Origin of the sequence: Rhodoligotrophos defluvii (assembly GCF_005281615.1) — a bacterium.
Classification (GTDB): Bacteria; Pseudomonadota; Alphaproteobacteria; order Rhizobiales; family Im1; genus Rhodoligotrophos; species Rhodoligotrophos defluvii.
In genome coordinates, this window is sequence record NZ_SZZM01000001.1 from 494,519 (window position 1) to 521,250 (window position 26,732).

A 26,732-nucleotide genomic window follows, 5' to 3' on the forward strand; every position below is an offset into this window, starting at 1 on the left:
TTACTCTCTCGCGAAAGCCGAACGACAATGACCTTCGCGAACTCCTAGCGTTTTTCTATCGATACAAGATCGACATGCGTCAGCTGGCGCGGTTCGAGAACGACCTCAATCGCGCGTGGTTCAGAGATCGAAGAGCATACTGGTACCGCAGAGTGTTTGGCGTAAGCGCTTCTGCAATACAGCAGGGCTAATGGATTATCCCTGCCACTGCTTTTGATCCCCGCCCCACGGCTGCCGAGATCTGGTAGACCGCCACATCGAGAGTTGCCGGAGGTGAACCAAAGTCCGCCGCCTGCTGGGCTGCGGTGTAGACCGCGGAAGGCATGCTGGTGGCGATCGTCCGCTTGACCACGCCATTACCGTCGAGGATGTCCACTTCATAGGCCTCCGCTTCCTCGCCCAACGGCACCTCGATCTGTTCCCAATTGTCACCGCCTATGCGGGTGCGCCTGATCCAGGTGATGGTCACGTCACCGCTCACCGGGTCGCGGCGGCCGCGCACATGCACCGGACTGAAGGGCTTGAGCCCCCTGCCCGTGAATGTGTGCTGGCGCTCGTCATAGGTGTCGCCCTCCAGGTCCTGGCCGGCCGGCCCATAGCGGTACCAGAAGGGCAGCCCCACCTCGGCCCGGCTCAAGGCCACCTGCACCAGGGCTGACGTTGCGATGATGCACCGGGCTCCGGCCGGCACGGGCGAGCCCGACACGGGATCGCGCATCGCCCCCTCAGTGCCGAACTGCCCACGCAGCAGCATCGACACGTCATAGAGCCCGGCCCCGACCAGCTCAGCGTTTTGGAACTGCAGCAGCTCCCATTCCCCGTCCGGGTTCTCGACCGCCAGCAGGTTCGCCCCGCCCAGGACCTGAAGCTCCGATAGCGTCTGCGCGGTCGAGCCATAGAGCCGGATGCGCAACACCGTGCCTTCGTCCCACCGTGCGGTCGGCCCGGCCGGCAGCGGGCTCACCGTCTCGCCGCAATCGCCCGGTGCTGCGATCTGCCGGTTGAAGCCGTAGTCACCCTGGCTGCTGGAGCGATAGAGGTTCACCGCCCCCGGCCAGGGTCGGGTGAAGGCCGCCACATAGCCGGCCCAATCCGCGTCCGTCTCACGGATCTGGGGCAGGTCCATGAAGGCAATGGCCGGGGCAATGAAGGTCGGCGGTGGCGGCGGCACCGGACCCGCAGACCTGGCCGGCGCTCCCGCCGGCGAGAACACCTGCACGTCGAACGCGCGCGCAGCGCAGCGCCGCTCGACCAGCTCGTCGATCTGGTTGAGCCTCAGGGTGCGCACGCCCGGCCCGTGGGCAAGGGTCACCACATCGCCCGGCTCGATCGCCATCCGCGATGCCGGCAGGCCGAAACCCGCCCCCTCGCGGCCAATCCAGATATCCTGCAGCCAGCTGTCCACCGCCGATTGCGCGCGGCCGGTGTCGATCGCCACCGCCACCTCGGCTTCCGACACCCGCTCGCTATGGGAAACCAGCTTAACCGACTCCACCGCCGCACTGCGATAATCGGCCATGCTATCGATGAAGCGCACCTTGGCCGCCAGCGGCAGCTCACTCTCCTGCTTGCGCACCAGCTCGATCACCTTGCCCTGGCCGGAATCGGTCAGATCGTCCGTGGTGATCTCCGCAACCGGGTGAAGCCCGCGCTTGGAGATCACCCGAACCCGGGCGCCCGCCTCGACCGCATCGAAGGCGAACATCAGCTCGAGCTGGCCAAGCGCCTCGCGGAACGACATCACCCGGTCAAGGATCAGTCCGTCAACCGAGCCATAGAGCGAATCCACGTCGATATCCGTCACGCCATAATCCGCCGCCAGCACCCGCACCAGGTCGTTGAGCGACACCATGGAGCGAGCGGACAGCCAATGGCCCAGGATCCAGTTGGGCGCATCACCCCAGGTGCCCCCATCCACCGGGAAGGTGGGGAAGGGTCGCATGTCCCACGCCCACACACAGGTGCGGTCCATCTCGATCATCCCCGGATTATTACCGGTCGCCGGATCCCAATGGGTGATCAGCGCGTCGAGATAGACCCGCTGCATGAAGTCGTCGCGCAGCCCATTGGAGAAGTAAGGCAGGAAGCTCTCGGACGATTTAGGGTCGAAGAACACGTTCGGCTGGTTAGTGCCCTTGTCCACCGCCGGGCAGCCGCATTCGGTGAACCAGATGGGCTTGGAGCCCGGCACCCAGACCGTGGGGGCGCCGCTCTCCACCCCGCCCGGCCGGTTGATGTGCTGGTTGCTCCACCAGCTCCGGATGTCCTTGTTGCGGAACACCCAGGGCTTGCCATGGGCACCATCGGTGATGGCCGTGCGCACCTGGTTACGCCGGTCTTCCGGGCTCGCATAGAACCAGTCATAGTATTCCCCGCCCTCGATATTCCCCTGGAGATAGTCCTGCACATAGATGGCGGTGTGCCCGGCCTCGGCGTCATAGTCCAGCTGCTCAAGCCCCTCGCGCCAGTCAGACATGGGCAGGTAATTGTCGATCCCGATGAAGTCGATATTCGCGTCAGCCCAGAGCGGATCGAGGTGAAAGTAAACATCGCCCGAGCCGTCGCCCGGCCGATAGCTGTGATATTCCGACCAGTCGGCGGCATAGCCGATCTTGACGGCAGGCCCCAGCACGGTGCGCACGTCAGCCGCCAAGGCAATCAGCGCGTCAACGAAGGGGAAGCTCGCCGACCCGTCCCGCACGGTCGATAGCCCCACCATCTCCGAGCCGATCAGGAACCCGTCCGCGCCGGCGGCCTTGGCCAGCTGCGCATTGTGCAGAATGAACCGGCGATAGCTCCATTCCACCGGCCCGGAATAGTTGATTTGGCTGCCATTGATGGTGAACTGTGCCGGCACCGCCGTGCCCACGAAGGTCGCCACCTGGTCGCCCGCCGCCGCCGTCTTGTCCACCGTGCCCGGCTGCCCCGGTGCCGGGTCGCAGGTGATGCGCCCGCGCCAGGGATAGGCGGGCTGCCCCGCTTCGCCGGTATAGGGGTCGGGCAAGGTGTTGTCGGCTGGCACATCCATCATGATGAACGGCATCACGTTCACATGCAGCCCAAGGGACTTCAGCTCCTGAATGGCTGAGATGACCGAGGTATCATTCGGCGTGCCGCCATAGGCCGGCCGGCCATTCACCAGCGACACCGCCTCGGCGTCTGCCCGCTCCAGCCCGGCCACCCGCCAGCGGATCGGCATGGTGTCCTTCTCTTTGTTGTCGACCTTGGGCCTGAGGGTGCAGGTGCCGCAGCGCAGGTCATCGCCGAACCACGCCACCACCAGGTTCACGGTCTTGAGGTTCGGCGCCATGGCGCGCAGATGCGCGAGCGCCACCGTCCAATCGCTCGGTCCCCCGGTGACATGCCGGTTCTCGGGGCCGACGAAGATCGCGCCCCAGCTGCCCGTGCTCACCTGCTTGACCGTTTGAGCCTCATAGCCGAACTCGGTGGCGCCGGGGATGAGGTTGACCCCGAGCACCTTTTCCTCGACCCGGCCCGGCAACGGCTTCAAGATCTCGAAATTGAGCTGTGGAATGCGGTTGCCGAAGCGCTCCAGCGGCAGGCGCTCGAAGACGACATAGGCCACACCGCGATAGGCTGGCACATTGCCCGCCCCTTCCTTGGCCTCGATCAGGGCATCGGGCAGCTGGTCCTCGCTGCCGGTATAGACGCGATAGGTGACGGCGGTGAGGTCCAGTTCCTTGCCGTCCGCCCAGATGCGGTTGACGTGCGCGATGTCGCCTTCGCACAGGGCCACGGCGAAGTTGGCAAAATAGCGATAGGTGATGGTGGTGACGGTCTGCTCGCCTATACCGAGCACGCCGCCCACCTCGTCCTCGTCCTTATCGATCTTCTCTTCGAGGCGGGTTGCCCAGATGATCTCGCCGCCGGTGCGCACCCGGCCATAGATGCGGGGAATGGGGCTGCCCTCGGTGGCGGAGAGCACGTCGAGCTCAGTGAGCCGAGGGCCGATCTGGGTGGTGCCGCCCCCGCCGAACAGGGCCGCATCGATCGCCTGACCGGCCACGAACGCACCCGCCTGCAAGAGCGCTGTGGCAAACGCGTTCAGGCCCATCGACGAGCCGATCGCCGATGCCGCTGTTGTGAGCAGAAGAGTTGCCATGTTTAGCGATTTTGCTAGAGTATCACAACAATATCAGCACTTTAGATCAACAAAAATGGACCATTCAGTGGGGGGATGAATGATGTCTAGGATCAAGATGCGACTCAAGTCATTGAGAAGAATCATTTTTACCTTCTGGGATCCGCTCCGCCTGGCCACATATTTTAATCGCAACCCGGAGACCAGCGTGTCCGGAGAATATGACTATTATATCTTCCTGGTGGTGACTCGGCTGATGGACGGGCAATGCGTTGAAGATGTTGCCGAATTCCTCTTTCTTATGGAAACCGAGCGCTTCGGCTTGCCCGCGACGCCTCAGGCCCGCGAACGCGCGTTGAAGACGGTTCGCGAGCTTCAACGCGAGATCGCCCTAATGCCGCAGCAGGCGTTCGTATCGGCGCTGTAAGGGAAGCGGAAAGCCCCCACCGCCCGTTCCCACCACCAATCCGTCAGATGCACCTCGCACAGTGGCGCGCGCTCGTATGCGTGGATCATTCTGTCCGCTGCGCTCATGATCCCGGCATGCCTCGCAAAGCCACCCTCTCGCGCCCGGAAGCACAGCACGTCGGCCGACCGGGCGTGCTCAATCGGGATCTCCATCAGGTGCCGCCGCAAACCCTCAAGCAGCCGCTCGCGGCCAGCTAGGTGCCACTTGCGCCCATAGACCGGCGACGGTTCGGGCTCCAAGCCATAGACGTCGCGCCACACCCCGCGGATCAGGCCAAGGCAGTCGCAGCCCACCCCGCGCAGGCTGGCGCCATGGTGAAACGGCGTGCCAATCCAGGCGCGGGCAGCGGCGAGGCTAGCCTCCGCGATATCGTCAGGACCCGGCAAAGTTGCTGCCCCCGTCAAGGCCGGGATCACCGGGGAAAGGATAGGAGATGACGAAGTCATTGGTCGGCATGTGCGGGAAGCCGCGGAAGCGAAGCACATTGTCGAACTTGGCCTTGCAGGTCACGAATTGCTTATCGCAGCCGGCACGGATGATAAAGCCGTCGCCCTCTGCAATAGGCGCCGCCGCCGGCACCCAGAGCTCGACCACGACAATCGGGCCATCCTTGGCATGGGCCTTCACCTCGCCGCGCGTGCCCACATTGGCGCCGCTCGTCCAGTCGAGCGTGCCGCGCGAGAACCAACGGTCAGCAAAGGCATCGAGCCCCGTCGCCGTGAACCGCCGGTTGCCGCTCACCACATCAACCGCGCCCGATCCCTTGAAGGCGGCCTGCTCGAGATCGATGCCGCAGCGGGCGTCACCCAGGGTCGCATCGCAGCTGCGCTGATAAATCCGGCCCATGGTCTGGTTGAGCTTGTGCGCCAGGCTGCGGATCTCCGCCATGAAGGCCGTGGTGCCCCGCTTCACCTCGCCGAGATTACCCTTGCGCAGCAGGATGCGTTGCGCAACGTCCGCCCAGTTCACCCGCCAGATCTCGACTTCGGCATCGTCATAGAGCCCGGCGAGAATATCCCGCTCGGTGATCGCATCCGCCTGCAGCGCGCCTTGGGCTTCCAGATTGTCGACCGACAGCCCCAGGCTGGTCGAGATCTCGCTCGCCGAAAATCCGGTCATCGCCGCGTAGGTCACGCCATCGAACATCAGGTCGTGGTCGTGGTCGGTGAAGCCCAGCACAACCCCGTCATTGCGTGCCAGCTTCCAACACCAGGCGAGCGTGGTGGCGCCGCTGTCCAGGTGATCCTGCATCCCCGCGGGCAGCTGCCTCATGGCATGCTCATCTGTGAACTATAGTTGACATTGGCCCTCACTGTGAACTATAGTTCACATATGATCGAAGTGCGCCAAACCGTCGAATTTAGCAAATGGCTTAGAGGCTTGGCCGATATCCGCGCTGCCAAGCGGATTGCCCAGCGCATCGTTCGGCTGGAAGCCGGCCTGTTGGGCGACGTCAAGTTCTTCGACGGCATTGGCGAACTCCGCATAGATTACGGTCCCGGATACAGGGTGTACTTCGTCCGACGCGGCAACCAGCTGATCATCCTGCTGTGCGGCGGTGACAAGTCCTCGCAACCCCGAGACATCAAGAAGGCCATTACCATGGCCAAGGAGGTCTGACATGCCCCTCAAAACCATCCCATTCGACGCAGCCGAATATCTCGATGATCCGGAATCCCAGGCGGAGCTGCTGGCCGACGCCTTCGAGACCGGGGACGCCGCCTACATCACCCATGCGCTCGGCGTCGTGGCTCGCGCCCGGGGAATGACCCAGGTGGCGAAGGAAGCCGGCGTCACGCGGGAAGCGCTATACAAAGCCCTTAGCGAGGACGGCGATCCCAGGCTCTCGACCCTGATGGGTGTGATGAAAGCGCTCGGGCTCCGGCTGACAGCAACTGCCGCTTGATCACAGCCTGATCTCCACGATCGGAATGTTGGGGATCTCGCCGACCTCGAAACTGGCGAGATTCACCTGGATCAGGTCGGTATCGAACCGCACCGGCACATCGAATTCGAAGCCGGCGGTAATGGCGGCACCATTGGCAGGTGCTACCGCGAACGTTACCAGGCCGGTGGTGTCATCCACGGTGAAGTCGGCCCCGGCGGCCAGCTCGATCCCATTCGCCGCCACCCGCACGCTGGCCGCGAGCGGCTTTCTGATTTCGCGCACGGAGTCGACGTTGCCCGAGCTGTAGCGCTTCACCAGCTGGAACGCTGTCGCGCTGCCGTCCCCCTCCCCGATCGGCTGGTTATTAGGCGCAATCTCATCGATCGGCGGACAGGACTTGAAGTCGGCATAGTCCTTGAAGCGGAAGCCGTGCAGCCGGCCGTTGCGCGCCTCGAAGAAGGCAATCACCTCATGCAGGTGATTCAGGGTGCGGATGCCATAGCCCACGTCATAGCGGCGCCGGGAATTCGCCCAGCGGGCATTGCGCTCCTCGAACCCCGAGCCCAGCACCACCACGTCGGTTCGCCGCTCCGGGCCGCCGGTCGAGCCATAGGCAATCTCGATCGGAAACCTAACCTCGTGGAAGGCCATCAGAGGTTCCTCTGTCCGCGCGCAACCGCACGGGTCAGCATGGCGGCAATCTGGCTTTCCGATCGGCGGAAGCTCTCGGCATCATTGGCCATCACGTTGAATGTGATGCGCGGTGCGGCCACAACGCGGCCGGGCTGATCGCCCGCCTCCGGCCCGCGGCGGTCATCTACGGTCACCAGCTCGCCCGGGGTTGCCTTGAACACCACCAGCTGACTGTCAATACCGCCGGCCCCGCCCACCTCGAAACTGCCGCCGCGGGCAAAGCCGGTCGGCACGATATTGGTCGGCCCGCCCGTCTGGCCGCGCGAGAACGCATTGAGAATGCCACCGAGCGAGCCGCCGCTTTGCGCCGTTCCGAACAACCCGGCCAAAGGGCCTTCGCCCAGCAGCGCTGCCTTGAGCGCCGCCAGGCCCAGCTCCTGCGCCAGGTTCCTGATGGCATCAGAGAAGCTCTCGGTGCCCGACACGAGACTTGCGAAGGTGTCGACCCCGATCTCCCCGAGATAGCGCATGCTGTCATTGAAGGCCTCTTGCGCCAACCTCGCATCCATCATCGCCTGGCGCTGTTGTTCGATCTGCGTCACCAGCTCGGCAATGCGCTGGCCTTGCTTGCTGGTGAGGTCCACACCCGCCGCGCGCAGCTGATTGTGGATCTCCTGGTCCAGAGCCGAACGCTGCAGCTGCGCCTGCTCAAACTCAAGCGCCGAGATGACCCGGGCGATCGCCTCCGCTTGCCGGTCGCGTTCGTCATTGCCATCGCGGCGGTCTGGGTCTGGCGGTGGTGGCAGCTTCGGCGGTGTGATCCGGTTGCCCTTGGCGGCCGTGTTCACCACCTGCCGCTGTTCCGGCGACAGCAGCTCGACCTCCGGGGCCAGCGGATCCTTGGGCAAGGCATCGATCAGCTTCGTCCAGAGGCTCCAGCTGTTGATGTTCTGCTTGAGTTGGCTGCCCACATCGCTCAGCGCATCCGCCAGTGTGGAGACCCAGTCCGCCCCGTTCAGCAAAGCCACCTTCAGCCGCGTCTCGATCGTCGCCGTCAGCCGATCCAGGGCATCGTCGAACGCGCGCGCCTGCTTGATCAGATCGTCCTCGATCACCACCCCCAGATCGCGCGCTTCCCGGGCGGCGGACTTCAGGCCCGTGGCGCCATCCTTGAGCATCAGGACGAGGTCTTGGCCCGTGCGGCCGAAGGCGGAATAGACCAGCTGCAGCCGCTCTTGCTCGCTGCGCGCCCCCGCCACGAGATCGGCATAGTCGCGCAACAGATCATTCAACGGCCGCACGCGTCCCTCGGCATCCCTGAGCGCTATGCCGTTCGCCTCCAGGATCTCCTTGAGCTTGCCCGAACCATCGGCCGCCTTGCCGATCTCCAGGGCAAAGCGCTGCAGGCCGTCATTCAGGGTCTGAACATCCGATCCGCTCTGCCGGGCTGCATATTGCAGCTGCTGCACCTCCTCCGCCGTCATGCCGATACGATCGGCCAGATCGCCGACCCCCGCCGCCTCGGCGACCATCTCGCGCAACAGGCGGGGTAGCTCGGCAAGTCCGGTCGTTGCGATGCCGAGCCCGAGCCCGCCGGCGAAGGCGCGGCCCACCGAGGCGAGCCTGTTGATCGAGGCGGAGGCCGCATCCATCTGCGCCTTGGCCCGCGCCATGGAGGCCTGCATGCCACGGGCCGCCTCCTGCACGGCGCGGCGTGCCCGGCCCATGTCCTCCTCGAACTGCGCCGCATTGGCCGACATCTCGGCCCTGAGCGCGCCGATCGGTTCAGCGGCCATGGGCTTGTCCCTTCCGGCGGTCCTCTCCACCGAAGGCATTGTTCAGCATGGTAATCATCCGCAGTTGATCATCCGGGCTCATCCTGCGCGGCTTGCGCCCGTCCACCCGGTCGAGCACGGTCGTCAGCGAAGGCATGCGCTTGGCCCGAGCAAAGCCTGCCTGGTGCCAGGCTGCCCACACCGCGCGGCGATATCTGGCCCGTTCTCGATCGGCAGCGCCGGCAAGGAAGAGTCTGAGCTCATGTGGAGTCAGCTCCCAAAATTGGCCCGGCTGAAGGCCTGCCACGGCAGCCGCCTTGAGAGCTTGCGCCACCAGGTCCTCCACCGGGCCGGCTGAGGGTTTGCCTTGGTCTCGCGATCCTCAGTGCCTAGGCCTTGCGGCCCGTGGAACGCCAGGTTCAGAGCCTCGGTCACCTTGGCGGCCACAGTCACCATCGGTGGCGATGAGGCCATGATCTTATCCGCCGTCATCTCCGGGTGCCGCTCCGCAAGGCCGATGGCCAGCACCTCCGCCATGGTGGCGACGTCATAGCTCGCAAGCGCCTGGGAGACGGTCGCCGCAAAGCCCTGGCCATAGCGGGCCTGCAGCGCGGCGATGGCATGCCAGCTGAACCGCACAAGGTGCGGCTCGCCGTCCAAGCTCACCACCACCTCGCCGCGATAGGGATTGGCGATCATGCGGCATCCGCCAGCACGGGTTTGCCCGATACCTTCACGGTGACCGCAAGGGTCATCCGGTCATCGATCGGCAGCGCCGGCGTTAGCGCGGTAATGAGGCCGTCGAACGACCAGCTGGTCTGCTCAACGTTCGGGAACAGCACCTTGTATTTGTGCGCCGCATTATCGTTGAAGTCGTCATAGAGCCGGCGTTGCGCCGCATTGGTGGGCAGCAGGGCCAGAGTGAGCGCCACCTCGCCCCCGTCGCGCAGCCCAGAGATGAACTCGCGATAGGCATCGGGGCTGGCGGCATGGGTGGCGTCAACCGCATCGCGCGCAAGCCCCGGGGCTCCCGGCTCGATCAGCTCGCCGATATCCTCGTAAGTACCGGGCGTCGTCGTCTCGCGCTGGAACTTGACGCCATAGCCGATCCTGGCATTCGCCATCCCTCAATCCTCCTGCCAAACAAAATAGTCCTGGGCGATCCGGTATTGCTTGGGCTCGGGCTCCGCCCCGAACAGATCACGCTCGCTGTCGAAGAACAGGCCCTGCACGATGCGGCCGTCCGCTTCAGATCCGAGCTGGGCACGCTTGCCGTCCAGCGCCCGCTTCACGGCAGCCGCCAAGACCCGCGCCTGATCGTAGGTCTCAGCCCAGCAATCGACCTGGATGCGCGGCCGCGACAGCTTGAGCGGCCCGCCCGATCCGTGCTGGCCGATATCGCTGATGGTGGTGTAGGTGAGCGCCGGCAGCCTCGGCTTTTGCGGCAGCACCACCGGATAGATCCGGCTGCCCACGAGACCGGTCACCGTCGCGTCGGCCGTGAGCAGCGCCGCAAGCGGGATCATCCGCCCAAGTGCCTCCGGGCACTTTTGCCGAGCTTGCCCGAGACGGCCCGCTTGGCCAGCCGCCGCGCCGCCCGGTATAGTGCCATCCAGGCTTCCTCACGCAGGATTGCCAACGCCTGATCCTTGCTGGCATCCCAGGCCGGCCGCATGAACGGCTTGGGCGGCATCTGTCCCACATACTTGCCATTCTTGTGGTAACGCGGCCCGGTGCCGAACTCGACGAGATGGGCATTATTGCCCGGGGGATAGGTCGCGCCAATGAAGATCTCGACCGCGCCACGCTTCACGCGCCCACGCCGCTGGCTCTCCTTGAGCCTGGTCGAGACCCGAATGCTCCCACGCAGCTTGCGATTCGGCCCCTCCGGCGCCCGTGCCCGGGCCGCGTCCGCCACCGGTTTGGCCGCCTTCTTCAGCATGTCGCGCAAGGCCGATTTGGCATAGGCCTTGGGCAGCTCGGCGAGGGCACGGTCGAGCTCCTTCGCTCCCTCGAGCTTGAAAGTAAAGGACGATTTAGTCATGACTAGTGTTCTGACCCTGACAGACGAGTCACACCGTACGCTTGATGGTTGCTAGTCGCTGGCCGCGAAGGCGATTGGCAGCAAATCACAAGCACTTCTACGAGAGCCATGAGCAAAGTCGAAATCATAACCAAAGCAGACCAGCTTTTGAAACCGCTGGGCTTCAAAAGGCATAAGGCGACGTGGAACCGCCGCATGGATGGCTTTATCGATGTTGTCGACCTGCAGGCGAGCAAATCGGGTGACAGCTTCCTTATCAACAGCGGCGTTCTTGATCTTGAAGTAGAGGCTATCTACCGGGGACACTCGATCTCCGGGTTTGTTTATGAACCTTACTGTACATTGAGGATGCAGTTCGGTGAGCTGCGCACTGGTAGACCTGCATGGTGGGATTTTGGAAACCCCGCGGCTCCTGTCGAAATTTCCTCCGATATGCAGAGATATGTGCTGCCAAATTTGGACATCATGCGTGATCGAGAATTTATGAAAAACCGGCTGGGAAGGAACGTTGGGAGAAAGAGCGGGTATGTTCCCGATTTCCTTCGCTATTCCATCTTGGAGGCCCTTACTGGGCGCGCTGACATCGCCTGCAAAACCTTAGAGGAATTGGCTCAAAAATTTGTCGGCTGGCGAGAGAATGTGTTCCAAGTTGCGGAGCGATTGCACTGCCCGTGCCTCCGGCAGTAGGTGCTCACAAATCGACACTATGATTTCTGGTATTCCCCAGGAGTTGGCTGACTTCCAAACGGGCCGATATCACATCCCGTGTTTATGATATCGAGTTGCCGCTGGACGGCCTCGTCAAGCCGATACTGTGACGCCTCGTATCGCTCGATCAACCCGTACCGGGACCAAGGCGAAAGGCCAAAACCGTGCTCGAACGGATTGTAATAGATCACCGTTGAACCAATCAGTGCCACGACCCAGCACCGGCCATAGCCTCGCAATTCCCATTCTTCTGGCGGGCGTTTAATTGCCTCCCACAAGCATCGTTGTGTGAAGGACATGAGTGTCCAGCCTTGATTGATCTCATCCCACAATTGTTCTTCTGGAAATGACATTCATGCCTTCGTCAGTCGTGGCAAGCGGACGTTCAGCTGTCGAACGCTACCACCGGATGCATCGCTGCACTAGCGGTCGCTCAACGGCTCCTCGCTGCGCGCGGTCGCATCGATCTCGATCCCCTCGTGGCGGCCGATCTCCCGCATATCGGTGATGTCGAAGCGCCGGCCGTCATAGAGGATCGAATGCAAGACCGAGATCTCGGACACCTCGGGCGACCAGCGAATGCGGAAGGTCACCACTGCCTTGCCGATCATCTGCTGCGCAGCGAACCGCTCGGAGCCGCGGCCATAGACCACTTGAGCCCAGACACAGGCGACCGTCTGCCAGTTCTCGACCTGCTGCCCCGACTCGAGCTGGCTGGGATTCTGCCGCTGAATGGTGATGTGGCGGTCCAGTCGTCCAGCCCGCATCATGGCGAGGAACCTAGACTCGGAGCCAACGATAGGGCGTGATCATCGCGGCAACCGAAAACGGCATCTCGCTTGGCGTCGTGCCCACCACCACCGCCGCCCGATGGTCGTACCAATAGGCGATAAGCTGCAGCATCGCCTGTTTCAGGGCGACCGGAATGGTGCTCATACCCCCAACCGTCGGGTACCCCGCCGAATAAGTCACCGCGACCGCACCGGTCTCATAGAGATCGCTTGGAAAGCTGAAGCCGTCTTTGAACCGGAGATATGACCGGCCCGCCGGGTCGGTCTTGAGGCCGTAATCGCTGCTGTTCACTGTCGCGATCTGCCCGGCCGCGTTCCGCCAGGTCGCGGACGTGATGCCGATCACCGGGCCGAGCAGCAGCGGCAGGACACGGGCGAAGCCGTCGAAGTCCTGCCGCCACACCTGTTCGACCAGGCAGCGCCCGCCCAGAATGCCGGTCCAGCCGTCGAAAAGCTCGGTCGCCGTGGCAATGAGCCCGATGATCAGCCCATCCTCATGCCCGTGCTCGACGCGCAGATGGACCTTTGCCTCTTCGAGACTCACCGGGCTTGTTGCCGGTGGCGTGATTAGAACCGGACGGTGCATGCTCACTTCTTCGCGTAACCGTAGCAGGCTGGATCGAGGCCGAGCTGCCTCAACTCCTCACGGGTGAATTTCGGCTGCTTTGCCGCTACTTTGGCTTTTCGGTTCTTGGCGGGTGATTCGGGGGTCGTTTCAGCTTGCTTCTTTTCTTCGGTCATTGGATGCCTCCAACAAGGGCAATGGCCGCCTGGCTGGTGCCGCTGTGCTTATTCGCGTGCAGCCGCTCGGAGAATGCCTTCGAGATTGATATTGGCTCTCGCGAGGTGACCGCAGCGACGCTGAACCTCTGCGGCAGACAGACGAGCCTCAGTCGATCCGGGAACCTGCTCGTCACCACGCGGGCCATCGACTGCGAGGGCTCCGGGGAGATCATCGTCAGTTTCCCGGATCGATCCTTGGTCAGGTGTCCCGTTGGCTACGTGACACACGGTTTGGTTCAAACGTTCCGGTTCGAGATCGACGGCCAGACCTGCCGTGACATCAGGCAGCGGCCATCTTCATGACCTTGATGGTTTCCGGATTGAGCACGCCACCACCAACCCGCTTTGTCGTGTAGAAGTGGACGTATGGCTTGTTGGTGAAGGGATCGCGCAGAACCCGTATGCCCACCCGGTCGATGATGAGATAGCCACGGCGGAAATCGCCAAAGGCGAGCGGCAGAGCGTCGACTGCCAGATCAGGCATGCCGGGCATCTCCGTGACGGGATAGCCGAGAATAGTGGCCGGCTGGCCGGCGACGAACGATGGTTGCCAGAGATAGTTGCCGTCGCCGTCCTTCAGCTTGCGGATGGTCCCTTGCGATGTACGGTTCATCACCCAGTGAGCATTCTGAGTGAATGCCGACGGCAACATGTAGACCATATCGATCAGCTCATCGGGATCGATCGCGGTGGCCGAGGCGGCCGTCTTGATCTGGATCGCACCAAGCGGATTAGTGGCCGCATGGGCGCCGCCAGTGACAAAGGTCAGAAAGCCGTAGGGTTTGTTGGTTCCATTGCCGGCGATGAAAGCGAGCCCTTCCTGGTAGGCAAACTCGGTCTCCACCTCGTTCGCCAGCCACTGCTCGAGATTGACCTCCGCATCATCCAGCATGCCCTGGGTCGCCGCCGGATTGGCGTAGATCTCGCCAGGCCGGTACTCCATCTGCCCGAAGGTCGCTGTATTGGTCTGCCCCCGAGCTGCCGTTTCGCCAACCCAGCCCGATGCGGTGCCCCGCAGGTTGAACAGCTTGGTGAAGCCAGCGGTCGAGATGGTCTGCACCGAAGATATCTGCCGCATCGGCGAGACTTCGATCAGCTTGTCGGTGATGGTCCGGTCCCATTCGATGGGTGCGAGATAGCCGCCTTCTGCAGCAGCCCCCTTGTTCAGCGCGGCCTGGATATCGCCCTTGCGAAAGTGTGCCCGGAAGGCTTCGGTATATTCCCTGTCCCGCACTTCCCCGACGCCACCGGCTCCGATCGCCATGGCGGCGAGCTTGGCGTTGGCCTGGTCGATAGCGGCCTGCATATCGCCGACGCTGGCGTTGATCCGCTCCAGCTTGTCCGTGGTCACCACGTCGTCGAACCTGCGGGCGAGCTCCTTGTCCTTCTCCGCCATGGCGGCCTTGAAGACGTGGAAGTCCCGGTTCACCGCCTCGATCAGCGCCTTGATGTCGCCGCTTACGTCAGCGCGCACGGCGAGGATGCCGCGCAGCTTGCGCGGGCTCATATGCTTGGTCATGAAAGCTCCTTAGGTCTATGACCGGATTGTTTGGGAAAGCCGCGCAAGAGCGGCCCTGAGATCGTCAGCGTCGTGCATGACGGAAGCGGCAGCGTCCTGCTTGCCGCCCTTCATTTCGGCAATGAGGCTACGGCGCTCACTGCGCGTAATTCCTGATCTGGCGAGCAGCGCGTCCACCCGCCGGACGGCGTTCATGGAGCGGAAGGCCTCCGCCCGAGCACCGTCCTCGTTCACCTGATCGGCCGGCAGGAAGGCATCCGCCAGTCCCTCGGCAACCGCCTGCTCGCCATTGAACCATGCCTCCGCATCCATCCATTCGGACGCCTTTGCCTTTTCCACGCCGGCACGCTCGGCATAGACGGTTGCCATGGCATCGTCGAACGGCTCCATCCGCTGGGCTGCCTCGCGCAGGTCATGGCGATTGCCGACCGCGATCACCCAGGCATTGTGCACCATGAGGAAGCTGGCTTTGCCGATCTGGATCTCATCCCCTGCCATGGCGATGATCGAGGCCGCCGATGCGGCAAGGCCGAGGATGCGAACCGTCACCTTCCTGGGATGCGCCCTGAGCGCGTTGTAGATCGCGACTCCCTCGAAGAAATCACCGCCAGGCGAGTTGATGTCCACGAACACATCATCATCGCCGATCGACCGCAGGGCGGCGGCCACTCGCTTGGACGTGACACCGGCCCCGCTCCAGAAATCCTCGCCGATCACATCGAGGATGGAGATGGTATTGTCCCCCGTCTGGGCAGCCGTGATGCCGGCATTCCAGCGCTCGACCGCGTTCGGGTCCGGCTCGAACGCGCAGATCGTCGGCAGGCGCTCGGCCCTGATCTCAGGCAGCTTGCGAAGGCTCATTGCCCGCTCCATTGCGTTGAGTGATTGGCATCGGCAGGTTGTCGCTATGTGGCAGGTCCAGCCAGTCGCGCACTTCATCGACTTCCAGGAAGGGCTGATGCCCGCCGGCACCCAAGCCCTTGGCGAAGAAGTCAGCCTGGTCCTTCATCGAGCCGCGCAGGAGCCCGCCGGCATTGAACTTGGCCTCGTAGAGATCGGCTTCCCGTTCGGTCAGCAGCGAACGCTCGATCGCCTGCTGCCACGCCTCGAACCACGGGTTTAGGGCGAAGCGCACGAAGAACTGCCCGAGCACGTCAATGCCCGAACCCCATGAGGTCTCATCCACATTGAGCAGCGGCCTCGGCACCCCGAATGGACGGGAGATTTCTTCAACCTGGTGTGCACGCGTCTCAAGGTGCTGGCTGTCGCGGCCGGTCTGGGCAAAGGGGTTCGCCTCCATGCCCTCTTCGAGGATCATCCACCGGTGCGCGTTCTGCGCGCCTTCCCGCTCCGCCATGCTCTCCCTGAGCCGTTCATAGGCTTCGGCAGAGAGCGTGTTCTTGTGCTTCAAAGCGCCGCCGACCAGCATGCCGTTGCGGAACAATCGCGCAGCACCAGTGTCCGCCTGTATGGCCAGCGCGATGGCTTCTGCTGCCTGCTTCACGAGCGACAGCCCGGTGATGCCGTCTTCCGAGAGTCCGTAGCGAAGGTGGAAGATGTCCGATTGCGGCAGGGTCACCGTGCCGCCGGTCGGCCGCTGATAGACATAGTCGAGCGACCAGTCGCTGTTCTGCTGCGGAGTTACCCGATCGGTCTCAAGGGGCACCAGCTGAAGAATGCGCGACCCGCTCCGCACGATCAGCGCATAGGCATCACCCTTGGTGCCCGAGCCGCTTGCCCCCAACGCCCGTTGCTGCATCAGCGAGCGGAACTCGAAGGCGGTCTGCCAGGCATTCGGGCGCCGGTGCAGGATGCGAAACAGCGGGTGATCGGTGGCATTTTCCTTGGTGTTCTTCCGCTGCAGGTGCAGGGGCAACATGCCAATGGCGAAGGAGATCAGCGAGACGCAGCGCAACACGGTGGTGTTGCGCATGGCGATCTTGGGCGAGATCGAAATCCCCGCCTCGGTCATCGCGCCGCCGCCATGGCGGATGAACTCCAGGAACCGCGGATCGTCCAGCCCGTGAAACATGGCGCACTCGCCAGCCATGGCGCGCACCAGCGGCAATGCCGGCACCAACGGCATCGGCGGCAATTCCGGCACCGCGGCCTTAGGCTCGGCGCGGCGGAAGAGATCGAGAATGCCCATCCGCTACACCATCAGAATGCCGCGGTCTTCATAGACCGACTTGCCAACAGCCTGAGGATTCCGGCTCATCAGCTGAAACGCATTGAACGACGCCATCAGCGGGTCGATCTTGGCCTTGCCGGCCGCCTGTTTGGTAATGATCACCGCGTTGCCGGTTTGCTGTGGCTTGGCGTTTCCGACGCACCAGGCCATCATCGGCGAGCCCGAATGCCAGAGCGTGCCGTCCTTCAGCTTGCGTTCCATACCCCAGACGGCTGACGACAGGCGGTATCCTTGCGGAACGCTGCGTACGAGCGGATCTTTCATCTGGCGAAGGTCGAGCTCATCCACCAAAGCAGATATGGACTGGGGATCCAATCCGACCGCGTCTTCGTTCGGCAGCAGACCCGTCCCGAAGACCATTTCCGCAATATCGGCGATCTCCTCGATGTCCTGGGTCGGGTGCTCGCAAATGGTCAAGTCGCCCTGGCGCTCGAAATCGCGCAGCCGCTCGGCAATGTCCTTGCGCAGCTCAAGCACGTCGCTCTGCACCCAGGCATGGGTCCATAACAGCCAATCTCGGGTCACCTTGCAGCGGCCCAAGACCGCCAGCCCGAACAGGTCATCGAGCCCGCCGCCGTCGTTGCCGATCGTCACCACCTCCGAGCGATCGAGCAGCGCGTGCAGGGTGAGCGACGTGTCGGCCGCACCTTGCCAATAATCCGCGCCGCGCCAGCGGTCCGTGTGCAGCGCGAGCCCGATCTCCACGTTGAGGTGCTGGCTCGCCCAGCGCCGCAGCTCGTCCTCACCCTTTTCCTTGGCCTGGGCAAAGTCGGTCTTGAGCGCGTCCAGCGTGATCGATAGCCCCAGGTTCGGCAGCACCATCGGCCACGCCGCCGGATTCTCCCACGGCCGGCCGGGGTCGGTCTGCATGCGCTCCGGGAACTCGTAGAGGATCGGCAGCATGGAGGCGGCATCGCCCTTGATCCGCCCATCGCGGATGCCGCGCGCCAGCTGCAGCTCCGCCTTGAAGCAGCCCGCCGGCGGCTCGTCGCTCTGGGTGGTGATGAAGATCAGGAAGCCGTCTGGCCGGGGCAGCAGTCCGCCGCGAATCTGGCCGATGACCCGCGAGGCGTAAGACATGGCGCTCATCACATGCAGCTCGTCCACCAGCACGCCCGTGGGCTTGGCTCCGGTCATCACCTTCATGTCGAACGTCTTGATCTTCAGCATCGCGCCGTTGGTGCGGTCGATGATGGTCTTCAGGTGATCCTTCACCGCGAAGCGCTTCTGCAGGTAGCTTTCAGGGTCGCCCTCGATCATGCCCGAGGCCTGCTGAAAGGCGAGGTCGGCAATCTCCTGGGTTGGCCCCACCAGCAGGAACTCCGCCCGCGGTCGCTTGTTGAGGATCAAGGCCGTCACCATGATCCCGCCGCCGCCGGTGGTCTTCGAGTTCTTCTTCGGCACCAGGGCGAACACTTCGCGCACCCGGCGCACGCTGTCCTCATCGATCGAGCCGAACACCGCCCGCACGATGTCGCGGAACCAGTCCCCCGCCGCATCCGCCATGGCCGGCTGGCCCGGCACGTCGGGAAGCCGCAGCTTGTTGAACACGCGCACGGCGCGGCCCGCCTCCTCCTGATCCAGCGGCAGGTCCGGCACCAGCGGGCGCCCGTCGCGCAGTCGGCTTTCCCAATCGGGACAGGAGAAATCCCAGTGCATCAGTTCAGCAGCTCGCCCCAGGCGGTATGCTCATGCGCGGTGTGCGCATCGCGCATGGCCGCTTCCTTCTTGCCGAGCTTCGGCGGCTTGGGCGCCTTCACCCTCGGCAGCCTGTCGAGGTCGTTGCGGTCCAGGCGCTTGAAGTATTTATCGATCGCCGTGACGTTGCCGGCCTCGGCCTGGCACATGAGCGCGTTGAGCAGCTTGGCCTCAACCCGCGCCCGCGCCTCCGCCCTCGCCTTGAGTTCCCGAAAATAATTCTTGCGCAGCGTGGGCGGGCTGCAGTTCAGCGCCGCCGCGATCTTCTCCAGCGACCAGTCGAAGGCCAGTAACTGTATGACCAGCCTACGTTTTTCCGCGGTCGCCATATGCGGCGGCCGACCACGCTTGCCCCAGTTCTCCGGAATCGGATCACCCAGAAGGTCAAAATCCGTGGCCATCAGAAAAAAATCTCCGAATGAGGGGGGCTGCGGTTTCAGGGCCGGGCCGGCTCCGAACTTTTGACCACCCCCCTACCTCAGGAAAATTGCTCCGATGCCTGAGGATATACCAGATCGTCCGCTCGCAGACCTTCGGTCACCGGATCAACCCATCGCACAGGCATGGAGCAGAAGCGGTCCACCCTACCCTATTTGCCCGCGCGCCCGTCGCGCTCGTGCTAGAGCCGTCTTGCGTTGATGGCAGGTGAAGCACAGCAGCATGACGTTGGCCGGATCCAAATCCGCGCCGCCGTCCCTGCGCTCGACGATATGGTCACCGATGATGCGGTGACTGGATCCGCATTGTTCACACCAGTTGCCCCGCTCGCGCTTCAGCCGCGCAACCAGCGCCCGCCACTCGCGTGACAGATAGAACCGATCGGCGACCTTCGGCGGCGGATGCAGGCGCGGAGCGATGGTGCCAAGCATCGGTTTTATGTTGGATAGCTTGCCCATTGTAGCGTCGGAAGTACGAGACCGTCGTGGCCGGGCCTGGAGGGAAGCGAAAAACGGCATACGATCACTCTCTTGCTCGATAATGGGACCGTTTTTGCCCGAGTTCACATCCAATCAACCTGCGCACCTGAATGACGAGATGGGGTAATGCAGGAAATTGATCGCAATGCGAACCAGGAACACCAGTTGGCTGAATTCAACCAACTTCATGGCCACAATTTCACGATAAAAGATGTAAAAAATTTGAGATCGTTTATTATCAGAAGGTTAGAATACGAAGAGAATTCTTCGAACGACGTAACCATAAATAATTCAGATCAAGAGAAATATAAAAATCAAGTTGATGAATACAACAAGACGTACAACACATCCTTCACGCTGGATCAGCTTTCTGCTCTAACCCAATTAAGCTTCTCCACGGAAGAACGCTGCTTCAGAAGCACACCCGAAGAGGTTATACAAGTCGACTGCAACTCAGTGAGCTGGATGTGACGACAAAAGTCCGACGGCTCTGTTGATATCGGGAGTGCAGCCCCAAACCAAGCGCATCAATTCACTGGATGCTGGCCTAAGCTCGCCTGTGCTTGGTGATCCAAAACATAAACCCCTCGCGGATCTCTCCGGAGGGGTTCGCCACACGCGCTTCGCGCTTAGCATGCGGACAGTGTCAACTTTTTTCCGCAATTGTCAAGCGGCAGCTTCCCTGCTCGCGTAATATCCCTTCCAGGGCTCCACAACCAGCCATTTTCCCAGGGGCTGGCCGTCATGGTCCAGGTCCAGGAACAGCGCCACCAGCAGGTCCCCGAATCGGTCGACGCGCGCGTCCGCCTCGGCATGCGCCTTGGCGATCTCATCGGCCGAATAGCCGGTGAACTCCACCGGGCAGAACAACGGGCGCTTGCTCACGGGATCATAGACCACCTTCGGCTTGGGACCGGCGGGCGTCTTCCGCATCACCGGCCGGCACTTGAGCGGGGGCAGCTTGACGGCGCGGCTCGGCATCTCACCGCGTCCAGCATGGTCCACGATCAGCCAGTAATCGGCGCGCGCCAACGTCCGCACCCAAGCATCGACGGCAAGCGCGTCCTCGTGCACATCGAGATGGCCATTGATCAGCCCGCCACGGCGTTCAGCCATGCACAGGGACGAACGACCGGAGCTCAACACCCAATCTGTCGTTCCGCCTGCCGCAGCCCGCACGCATTCGGTCCTATAAGCCCAGACCAGCAGGCTCCAGGCGTCGGTTTCCCGGCGCAGATCCGGCTTGATCTGGCACGTGCGAGGGTTGCGAGGCATCTGCGATGGTTGCAAACCAACCCTCGCAGGTCTTTTTGTCTTTTGAATTAATGGCTTACTTGTCTCTTGCGAGACTTGCGAGGGTTTTTCCATACTGTTACGTGAAAACATTTCCAAAACCCCCTTTTCCCCTCAATCTTCATACGTGCGGCGCGCGTAAACCCTCGCAACCCTCGCAAAGCAGGCCTAACACCTTGCGGCCAAAGCCATTTCAGACACGCGAGGACTTGCAAAACCCTCGCAAAACCCTCGCAACCCTCGCAAGATCAGCCACTATCCTCGTCAGCATCGGCCGGGTGTGGCGGCTGCGGCGGGCCGGATTCCCTACGTTTCGGCACGTCATGCAACCGCACGTCGAGATAGCGTCGGATCCGCTCGTTGGTCTTTATGAAGCCCTTCTGCGGCATCACCCGGCCGAAGGTCGCTTCCTTCCACGGCCGCACCGCATTGGCGTGGCACCAGGCCACGAAGGCCTCATACATCTCCCGCGCCGTCACCGAGGCATTGGCGCTCTTAGGCACCCGTTCCACGCAATCGGTGGTGAAGCCGCCAACCGGGTCCATCTCCTCGCGATAGGCCAGTGTTGCCGCCAGCACCTCGGGCGGCGCGTGCAGGCCCTGCGTCATGTATTTGCGCAAACCCTCGATGAGCCAATTGAGTATGCCCGCGCGTTCCGCCTCGAACTCGGCAAGCACCTGCTCCATGGGCCGCCGCTCGGCATCGGTGATGGTCACCGTCCACGGGATAAGCCGCAATCGTCGCCAGATGCCATGGTCGACACCGCCCACCTGCGGCAGGTCGTTGCCCGACATCACCGCCTTGAAGGTCGGATACATGTCGAAGAACCCTTTGTGCAGATGGCGCACCTGGGTGGGCTCGCCGCCGGTCAGCGCCTTGATCAGCCCTTCGCGCAAGGGCTCGCCGCGCGGCAGCTCGGAGACGCGCACCAGCCGGGCACCGGTGAGGCGCGCCAGCTCGGGCGTGGCCTGGTCGCCCCGCCGCTGCCCCATGCCGGTCACAGCCTCGGGGTTGAGCGACTGCGCATAGGCGCCCATCAGCCGGCATAGGGCCTCGATGAAGGTGCTCTTGCCATTGGCCCCGGTGCCATACATGAACACCAGCACCTGCTCGCCGGTGAGCCCGGTGAGGCCGTATCCCGAATAGACCTGCACGAACTCGCGCACCGCCGCATCCGGCAGGAACCGGTTGAGGAACGCCATCCATCTTGGGCAAGTCGCAGCCCTGTCATAGCGCACCGGCGCCACCTTGGTGATGAGGTCGGCCCGGGCATGCGGCTTGAGCTCGACCGTCATGTCCCAGCGCGGCTCATCGAGATCCGGTCCTTCCGGATCCTCGACCTTGTGGAACACCAGCGTGCCATTCTGCACGTTGAACCTCAGCGGGTCCGGGTCGAGGTCTTCCGGCGCCACGGTCTTGTGTGGCAGTGCCTGGCTGATCATGCCCATGATCCGGGAGTTGTTGCCCGAGGAGACCGCAAACCGCCGCCGCGCAATCTGGCGCTTCTCCACCGCGTCGCGGATCTCGCCGGCCGATCGGACCAGGGCTTGCTCATCCTCGGTCCAGTCCTTCTCGGGCTTGTCCCGCAGCGGCTTGGCCGCCTCCATCAATCTGCGCTCCGCGGGCGAAGCGCTGATCAGGTCCGCCTCATAGGCGATGCGCTCCGCCACCTCCTGCGCGCAGCGGGTCACATATTCGTCGCCGCCCTTGACCTCCCAATGGCTCGCAGCCCAGGCATGCCAGCCCACGTCGCGCACCTGCAGCAGGTCTTCGCCGAACCATTCGAGTAGCCGCTGGCCATTGCCGGTATCGTTTTGCGGCTGCTCGGCACAACGGCCCAGCTTCTCCGGGTCGAGATCATCGCCATCTCCACCAGGTGGGCCGCCGTAGCCACCATCGTCTGGCCATGCGCCATCAAACGGGGTTCCGGGGTCGGGATCGTCGTCTGGATCGAACGGCAGAGCCTCATGCCAGTCCGGCGGCCCTCGGTGCGAGCGCGCCGCGCGCGCGGCGCGGGCCCGGGCCTTGCGTTCGACTTCGGAAAGGTCGCGCGGCGAGGCCATGCCTTCCCGCACCGATCGCTCGATATTGGCGTTCACCAGGCGCCAGCCGTCCGCCGCCGGCAGGCCGTTGCGGGCGCAGGCATCCTTCAGCGCGGCAATCACCACCGCGTGCGAAAGGGCGCCGGCTGCCACCAGCTGCCCCAGCACATAGCCGCATTTGTTCAGGGTGAAGCCGCGCCGGCCCTTCGGGCAGCTGGCCAGTTCCTGTGTCTCGCGGTCGAGCGCGGCCAGCCCATAGCGGCGCACCGCCTCGTCCGCCTGTGCCTGTGGAGCAGCATCGATCGCCGGCGGCCGGCCATCTCGGGAGCCGCCACGGGCAAGCCCGTGCGGGGCAAGCCCCTCAGGAGCAAGCCCCTCGGGGGCGAGCCCCCGGGCGAACGCGCCGCGCCGCAACACCAGGTCCAGCAGCCGCGGCGGGGCTTCGGGGATGGGCGCCCCGTCCGGCTCCTGCTCCCAAGCGTAGGCCGCGCCATCCCCCATCACCGAAGGCGGCACGATCACATAGCCGCCTTCGCCGCGGATATCCACATGCTCGGCTATGGCAGCGTCGACCTGCGCGAGCTTGCCGAACAGGTTGGCCCGGTTGCCCAGGCGCTCACCGTCCGGCATCTCGGGATAGGCAAACCACAGGTGCAGCCCGCCCGATTGCGTGCGCACCACCGGGCACGGCGGCAGCGCGCCCTGGCCGCAGAAAGCGGCCAGCGCGGCCAGCATCTCGTCCGCGGGAAACTTCCGCGGGTCGAGGTCCACCACGAACAGGCCGGAGCGAATCCCGGTCGGCATGCCGATCAGCGCATGGGGAAAGCGTTGCCACCAAGCGCGAATCTGCTCCTCGTCGGTCGTGGCAAGATAGAGGCCGCCATCCTTCTTGCCGGGCGAAGACTTCGGCGTCAGCGGCTGCTTGCTTTCGCTTTTCTTTTGCGAAGGCGAACACGGAAACACCGGCCAGCCCCGGCGCGCATAGTCCAGCGCGGCAACAAGCAAACCGCCGCGGCCCTCACCCCCCGGATGAGTGGTCATAGCCCCTCCAGCCGCTTCTGTTTGGGCAGCGCTTCAGGCGCAGAGCGCGAGCCCCGCTCCTCCGCCTCCCGCGCCTGCCGCGCTTCAAGTTCCTTCCAGTGCTCCCAGCAGTACCAACGGCCCCGCTTGCCACGGAGGCCAGACCAGCCGATGCCGATGCACGTGTGCTCCGTGCAGCCCGGCACCTCGCATGGGAATGGCGGGTAATAGTCCGTCATGCCCGTCGCTCCGTGCCGAGTATCGAAAGCTGTTCAGCCTTCCGAGGCGGCTCCACGAACATGTCAGGCTGGGCATAGGCCTGCTCAATGCGTTTGCAGGCGATGTCGAAGTACGTAGGCTCGATCTCAATGCCGATGAACTTGCGGCCGAGCTTGGCGCAGGCAACACCAGTGGTTCCAGAGCCCATGAACGGATCGAGGATTGTGTTGCCACGCTCAGAGAATAGATGAATGAGCTCACGAATGAGAGAGACGGGCTTCTCTGTCGGATGAGCACCGTGCCGGCTGGGACCGTTAGTCCTGTGAGTGAATAAGCCCCGCCTGCCCCCGCCACTCCAAACACTAAAGCTTCGGCCGCACCAGAAAACCCCAATGCACTCAAAGGCGGTCGCCGGCTTCTGCCCGTTAAACTGCGGCGCGCAATCAGGCTTTATCCACAGGCAAACGCTTTTGCTCTTGCCACCTGCGTTAAGAACCGCCTCACGCCATCTCGGAAGCGCGAAAATATCGCTAAACGCAAGGAACCAACCAGAGCATGACTTGCAAATGAGTTGGGCTGTTCGCTCCTGAATATCTTCAATTGAAGAGAAGCTAAGTGCATGCAGGTTTGGTCCCCCATCCCGGCGGAGGTCGTTTCCCCGCCGGCCTCTGTTTTGGTGGACAATCTCCGAGTAGGGCGGGTCCGTTATCGTGTGATCCACCGTGCGCAGCGTCGGCATGACCTCAAGGCAGTCCCCCAGGTACAGCACGCAATCGCCGATCACTTCCTTGCGCCGGTAGCAGCTGGGCTCAGCCATCAGGCTAGCGCCTCCGCCATGATCTTGATGGCCGAAATCAGCTCATGCCGGGTCAGCGGCACCCGCACCGTCGTGCGGCCCGTGGCGACCACCATCACCAGGTCCGCCGTGCTTTCCCGCGCGCTCGCCTTCGGTGCATCGAAATAGGCGAGATGCCCGATGCGAGGCTCTGACGGATCAGCGGGTTTGCGCGGGGTCACCTGCAGCATCATGCAGCCCTCCGCAGCTTGGCGGGCCGAGCCACTGGTGGCCGAGCCACGCGTGGCTGCACCGGCACATAGGCGTGGGCGCAATGCTCAGGGCAATACGATCGCCCGTCCTGCGCCGCCTCTCCACAGAACACATGCCCGCGCCCATCCCGGCCGATCGGCCACTTGCAGGCGTCGGGTTGCAGCTCGAGAAGGCTCACCCCACCCGCCACGGAAGCGGGCGGGGTGAGAAGTTCGGCCGCGTCCTGGGAGGTAGGAGACGCGACCGTCGGGTGGCTAGCCACAGAAACAATCCGGATCTTGCGCGACCTTGGCCGCGAGCGGCTTGGCGTGGCGTTCTGGAAGTGGACACCCAGCGCCAGCGCGATGTTCCGCAGCTTGCGCGGGCGCAGGCCCAGGAGCGCGGCGGCTGCCTCGCAGGTGAGCTGGTCGGCCGCCATGGCGCGGATGCGGTCGTTTCGCTCGACCCGTGCCAGATCCCTCGGCTTGACGAGCCCAAGCTCGCGGATGCGCCGCGAAACCATCTCGAGGCTGGTGCGAAAGTGCTGTCGCATCAGCTTGAGGCTCAGGCCCTCCGCCACCAGCCGCCGCAGCAGGTCATCATCGATTGGGTTGCGCTCCCGCATGGCGCCCTCAATCACAACCGCGGCCACGAGTGGCGCCGCCATCATCCGGATTGGTGAACACGCGCCAGTGCCGCCAGCCTCGCGGGCACCAATAACCCCAGGAGCGCACCACCGGCCCGGTGAGGAACAGAGACCAGCACGGCACCGGCGCGCCATCGATCTTGTCCAGCGCGATGCGATGCGCCGACTCAGGCCGCCGCACCACAATCGAGCCAGCCGTGCGATAGCGCACCAGCACCGGCCCGGTGGGGTTGCTGGCCACGACCGGCATGATCTCGTGATAAGCTCCGTCCAGCAGGATCGAGCAGTTCACCCACGGGTGGTCATGCAAGGCGCGGTCATCGTCATCGCGCAGGAACTGGTGGAGATAGACGTTGAGCCAGCGATTGCGCGGGATGATCCACCAGCGCCTGAGATAGGGCCGCTCGGCACCGCCGATGATCACATCGGGCTTGCGCTGCTGAATGCGCGCGATCAGCCGCCAGCCGAACGCGCGAATGGCTCTGCGCATCATCAAGCGCCCTCCCCCCTGGCAACCGCCATGGCGAGTCCGTAAAGCGCCGCCGTCGCTTTGATGGCTTCCTCGATTTCGGGCAGCATCTTGGCGGCCTCACGCGGCGAAACCCGCTGCCCGCTTTCGCCCTTCGGATCGAGCGCCATGGCGCAGCCGCGCATCACATCGGCATGGGCGGCAGCCGTTTGCGCGGTGGCGCTGGCCAACGCGTCGCAGAAATCCGCCTTGGGCAGCAGCCAGAACGCTCCCCCGACGCGCAGTGCCAAGTGCTCAACCGCAGCAGTCGCGCCGAAATGCTCTGTAATCTGGGCCACCACCGCGAATGGCGGCCCATCCGTCTGGTCAGGGTCCGTCCACTTATAGACGGTTGAAGGCGAACGGCCGGTGAAGTCCGAGACCCGCTCGACGCCCCCGCTCTGCTCGATCATTCGAACAACAGCCGCGAAAGGCGAGCCAGCCTTACGCGGCCGCACC

34 protein-coding genes are annotated in these 26,732 nt (G+C 63.7%); 6 read left to right on the forward strand and 28 right to left on the reverse strand.

All coding sequences use genetic code 11. The features are described 5' to 3' along the window. Positions 1-187 precede the first annotated feature (187 nt). Positions 188-4,123, reverse strand: coding sequence for a baseplate multidomain protein megatron (locus tag E4P09_RS02320; protein ID WP_137387958.1), 3,936 nt, complete (start codon positions 4,121-4,123; stop codon positions 188-190). 79 nt (positions 4,124-4,202) lie between these two features. Here E4P09_RS02320 and E4P09_RS02325 point away from each other — a divergent pair, with 79 nt between their 5' ends. Then, the gene (locus E4P09_RS02325; RefSeq protein ID WP_137387959.1) at positions 4,203-4,529 is read left to right on the forward strand and encodes a hypothetical protein; all 327 of its coding nucleotides are present in this window, start codon (positions 4,203-4,205) and stop codon (positions 4,527-4,529) included. Here the strand turns inward: E4P09_RS02325 and E4P09_RS02330 are convergent. Both E4P09_RS02330 and E4P09_RS02335 read right to left on the reverse strand, forming a co-directional pair. Continuing rightward, the gene (locus E4P09_RS02330) at positions 4,478-4,957 is read right to left on the reverse strand and encodes an NlpC/P60 family protein (protein ID WP_239024999.1); all 480 of its coding nucleotides are present in this window, start codon (positions 4,955-4,957) and stop codon (positions 4,478-4,480) included. The genes E4P09_RS02325 and E4P09_RS02330 overlap by 52 nt on opposite strands. Next, positions 4,944-5,843 carry a DUF2163 domain-containing protein gene (locus E4P09_RS02335; RefSeq protein WP_137387961.1) on the reverse strand — a complete coding sequence of 300 codons (900 nt, stop codon included), beginning with the start codon at positions 5,841-5,843 and terminating at the stop codon, positions 4,944-4,946. The genes E4P09_RS02330 and E4P09_RS02335 overlap by 14 nt, the downstream gene beginning before the upstream one ends. Positions 5,844-5,903: 60 nt before the next feature. Here E4P09_RS02335 and E4P09_RS02340 point away from each other — a divergent pair, with 60 nt between their 5' ends. Together E4P09_RS02340 and E4P09_RS02345 are read left to right on the forward strand one after the other, a co-directional pair. Then, positions 5,904-6,191, forward strand: a complete 288-nt coding sequence (locus E4P09_RS02340) for a type II toxin-antitoxin system RelE/ParE family toxin (protein WP_137387962.1) — start codon at positions 5,904-5,906, stop codon at positions 6,189-6,191. A gap of 1 nt (position 6,192) precedes the next feature. Next, positions 6,193-6,477 (forward strand): addiction module antidote protein, encoded by a 285-nt coding sequence (locus E4P09_RS02345; protein WP_137387963.1) that lies wholly within the window; start codon positions 6,193-6,195, stop codon positions 6,475-6,477. Here E4P09_RS02345 and E4P09_RS02350 read toward each other — a convergent pair whose 3' ends face one another. The 7 genes from E4P09_RS02350 to E4P09_RS02380 are packed head-to-tail and all read right to left on the reverse strand — an operon-like array spanning position 6,478 to position 10,911. After that, positions 6,478-7,110 (reverse strand): DUF2460 domain-containing protein, encoded by a 633-nt coding sequence (locus E4P09_RS02350; protein WP_137387964.1) that lies wholly within the window; start codon positions 7,108-7,110, stop codon positions 6,478-6,480. It abuts the gene before it with no gap. Next, the gene (locus E4P09_RS26170) at positions 7,110-8,888 is read right to left on the reverse strand and encodes a hypothetical protein (protein WP_205041994.1); all 1,779 of its coding nucleotides are present in this window, start codon (positions 8,886-8,888) and stop codon (positions 7,110-7,112) included. Before E4P09_RS26170 ends, E4P09_RS02350 begins: the two co-directional genes overlap by 1 nt. Then, entirely contained in the window at positions 8,878-9,213 is a 336-nt protein-coding gene (locus E4P09_RS26845; RefSeq protein WP_137387965.1) for a phage tail assembly chaperone, read from the reverse strand. The genes E4P09_RS26170 and E4P09_RS26845 overlap by 11 nt, the downstream gene beginning before the upstream one ends. Next, positions 9,138-9,566 (reverse strand): GTA-gp10 family protein, encoded by a 429-nt coding sequence (locus E4P09_RS02365; RefSeq protein ID WP_137387966.1) that lies wholly within the window; start codon positions 9,564-9,566, stop codon positions 9,138-9,140. The genes E4P09_RS26845 and E4P09_RS02365 overlap by 76 nt, the downstream gene beginning before the upstream one ends. After that, positions 9,563-9,991, reverse strand: coding sequence for a phage tail tube protein (locus E4P09_RS02370; RefSeq protein WP_137387967.1), 429 nt, complete (start codon positions 9,989-9,991; stop codon positions 9,563-9,565). The genes E4P09_RS02365 and E4P09_RS02370 overlap by 4 nt, the downstream gene beginning before the upstream one ends. Before the next feature lie 3 nt (positions 9,992-9,994). Further along, positions 9,995-10,393 carry a DUF3168 domain-containing protein gene (locus tag E4P09_RS02375; RefSeq protein WP_137387968.1) on the reverse strand — a complete coding sequence of 133 codons (399 nt, stop codon included), beginning with the start codon at positions 10,391-10,393 and terminating at the stop codon, positions 9,995-9,997. Next, complete coding sequence (locus tag E4P09_RS02380) at positions 10,390-10,911, reverse strand: HK97-gp10 family putative phage morphogenesis protein (protein ID WP_137387969.1); 522 nt, start codon at positions 10,909-10,911, stop codon at positions 10,390-10,392. The genes E4P09_RS02375 and E4P09_RS02380 overlap by 4 nt, the downstream gene beginning before the upstream one ends. A 108-nt stretch (positions 10,912-11,019) precedes the next feature. On the opposite strand from E4P09_RS02380, the gene E4P09_RS02385 reads away from it, so the two are divergent. Beyond that, positions 11,020-11,598 (forward strand): DUF4304 domain-containing protein, encoded by a 579-nt coding sequence (locus E4P09_RS02385; protein ID WP_137387970.1) that lies wholly within the window; start codon positions 11,020-11,022, stop codon positions 11,596-11,598. 17 nt (positions 11,599-11,615) lie between these two features. On the opposite strand, the gene E4P09_RS02390 is transcribed toward E4P09_RS02385, so the two are convergent. From E4P09_RS02390 to E4P09_RS25840, 4 genes are all read right to left on the reverse strand, one after another. Beyond that, positions 11,616-11,972 (reverse strand): hypothetical protein, encoded by a 357-nt coding sequence (locus E4P09_RS02390; protein ID WP_137387971.1) that lies wholly within the window; start codon positions 11,970-11,972, stop codon positions 11,616-11,618. Between the two features lie 69 nt (positions 11,973-12,041). Further along, complete coding sequence (locus E4P09_RS02395) at positions 12,042-12,389, reverse strand: phage head closure protein (protein ID WP_137387972.1); 348 nt, start codon at positions 12,387-12,389, stop codon at positions 12,042-12,044. Positions 12,390-12,399: 10 nt separating this feature from the next. Further along, positions 12,400-12,996 (reverse strand): head-tail connector protein, encoded by a 597-nt coding sequence (locus E4P09_RS02400; protein ID WP_137387973.1) that lies wholly within the window; start codon positions 12,994-12,996, stop codon positions 12,400-12,402. Between the two features lie 2 nt (positions 12,997-12,998). Further along, a complete protein-coding gene (locus E4P09_RS25840) occupies positions 12,999-13,151 on the reverse strand; it encodes a hypothetical protein (protein WP_170984191.1) in 153 nt (50 codons plus the stop codon). Between the two features lie 21 nt (positions 13,152-13,172). Here E4P09_RS25840 and E4P09_RS02405 point away from each other — a divergent pair, with 21 nt between their 5' ends. Continuing rightward, the gene (locus tag E4P09_RS02405) at positions 13,173-13,496 is read left to right on the forward strand and encodes a hypothetical protein (RefSeq protein ID WP_137387974.1); all 324 of its coding nucleotides are present in this window, start codon (positions 13,173-13,175) and stop codon (positions 13,494-13,496) included. Here the strand turns inward: E4P09_RS02405 and E4P09_RS02410 are convergent. The 6 genes from E4P09_RS02410 to E4P09_RS02435 all read right to left on the reverse strand — a co-directional run bounded on the left by E4P09_RS02410 (position 13,474) and on the right by E4P09_RS02435 (position 19,497). After that, positions 13,474-14,712, reverse strand: a complete 1,239-nt coding sequence (locus E4P09_RS02410) for a phage major capsid protein (protein WP_137387975.1) — start codon at positions 14,710-14,712, stop codon at positions 13,474-13,476. The two genes, E4P09_RS02405 and E4P09_RS02410, sit on opposite strands and share 23 nt — an antisense overlap. Positions 14,713-14,727: 15 nt before the next feature. After that, positions 14,728-15,573, reverse strand: a complete 846-nt coding sequence (locus E4P09_RS02415) for a head maturation protease, ClpP-related (protein WP_137387976.1) — start codon at positions 15,571-15,573, stop codon at positions 14,728-14,730. After that, positions 15,551-16,861: a phage portal protein gene (locus E4P09_RS02420; RefSeq protein WP_205041995.1), complete on the reverse strand. Its 1,311-nt coding sequence runs from the start codon at positions 16,859-16,861 to the stop codon at positions 15,551-15,553. The genes E4P09_RS02415 and E4P09_RS02420 overlap by 23 nt, the downstream gene beginning before the upstream one ends. 3 nt (positions 16,862-16,864) lie before the next feature. Further along, entirely contained in the window at positions 16,865-18,565 is a 1,701-nt protein-coding gene (locus tag E4P09_RS02425; protein WP_137387977.1) for a terminase large subunit, read from the reverse strand. Continuing rightward, on the reverse strand, positions 18,562-19,002 hold the full coding sequence (locus tag E4P09_RS02430) for a helix-turn-helix domain-containing protein (RefSeq protein WP_137387978.1): 441 nt from the start codon (positions 19,000-19,002) through the stop codon (positions 18,562-18,564). Before E4P09_RS02430 ends, E4P09_RS02425 begins: the two co-directional genes overlap by 4 nt. A gap of 183 nt (positions 19,003-19,185) precedes the next feature. Further along, complete coding sequence (locus E4P09_RS02435; protein ID WP_137387979.1) at positions 19,186-19,497, reverse strand: HNH endonuclease; 312 nt, start codon at positions 19,495-19,497, stop codon at positions 19,186-19,188. Positions 19,498-19,644: 147 nt separating this feature from the next. On the opposite strand from E4P09_RS02435, the gene E4P09_RS02440 reads away from it, so the two are divergent. Next, on the forward strand, positions 19,645-19,989 hold the full coding sequence (locus E4P09_RS02440) for a hypothetical protein (protein WP_137387980.1): 345 nt from the start codon (positions 19,645-19,647) through the stop codon (positions 19,987-19,989). Between the two features lie 195 nt (positions 19,990-20,184). Here E4P09_RS02440 and E4P09_RS02445 read toward each other — a convergent pair whose 3' ends face one another. The 8 genes from E4P09_RS02445 to E4P09_RS02480 form a co-directional block, all read right to left on the reverse strand. Further along, on the reverse strand, positions 20,185-20,634 hold the full coding sequence (locus E4P09_RS02445) for a hypothetical protein (protein ID WP_137387981.1): 450 nt from the start codon (positions 20,632-20,634) through the stop codon (positions 20,185-20,187). Positions 20,635-21,059: 425 nt separating this feature from the next. Beyond that, positions 21,060-23,894: a phage/plasmid primase, P4 family gene (locus E4P09_RS02450; protein WP_137387982.1), complete on the reverse strand. Its 2,835-nt coding sequence runs from the start codon at positions 23,892-23,894 to the stop codon at positions 21,060-21,062. Then, positions 23,891-24,112, reverse strand: coding sequence for a hypothetical protein (locus E4P09_RS02455; RefSeq protein ID WP_137387983.1), 222 nt, complete (start codon positions 24,110-24,112; stop codon positions 23,891-23,893). The genes E4P09_RS02450 and E4P09_RS02455 overlap by 4 nt, the downstream gene beginning before the upstream one ends. Continuing rightward, positions 24,109-24,909 carry a DNA-methyltransferase gene (locus E4P09_RS02460; protein ID WP_137387984.1) on the reverse strand — a complete coding sequence of 267 codons (801 nt, stop codon included), beginning with the start codon at positions 24,907-24,909 and terminating at the stop codon, positions 24,109-24,111. Before E4P09_RS02460 ends, E4P09_RS02455 begins: the two co-directional genes overlap by 4 nt. Next, a complete protein-coding gene (locus tag E4P09_RS02465; RefSeq protein WP_137387985.1) occupies positions 24,909-25,121 on the reverse strand; it encodes a hypothetical protein in 213 nt (70 codons plus the stop codon). Before E4P09_RS02465 ends, E4P09_RS02460 begins: the two co-directional genes overlap by 1 nt. Continuing rightward, on the reverse strand, positions 25,118-25,771 hold the full coding sequence (locus tag E4P09_RS02470; RefSeq protein WP_205041996.1) for a GcrA family cell cycle regulator: 654 nt from the start codon (positions 25,769-25,771) through the stop codon (positions 25,118-25,120). The genes E4P09_RS02465 and E4P09_RS02470 overlap by 4 nt, the downstream gene beginning before the upstream one ends. Beyond that, a complete protein-coding gene (locus E4P09_RS02475; RefSeq protein ID WP_137387987.1) occupies positions 25,752-26,258 on the reverse strand; it encodes a hypothetical protein in 507 nt (168 codons plus the stop codon). Before E4P09_RS02475 ends, E4P09_RS02470 begins: the two co-directional genes overlap by 20 nt. After that, on the reverse strand, positions 26,258-26,686 hold the full coding sequence (locus E4P09_RS02480) for a phage regulatory CII family protein (RefSeq protein ID WP_137387988.1): 429 nt from the start codon (positions 26,684-26,686) through the stop codon (positions 26,258-26,260). Before E4P09_RS02480 ends, E4P09_RS02475 begins: the two co-directional genes overlap by 1 nt. Positions 26,687-26,732 lie beyond the last annotated feature (46 nt).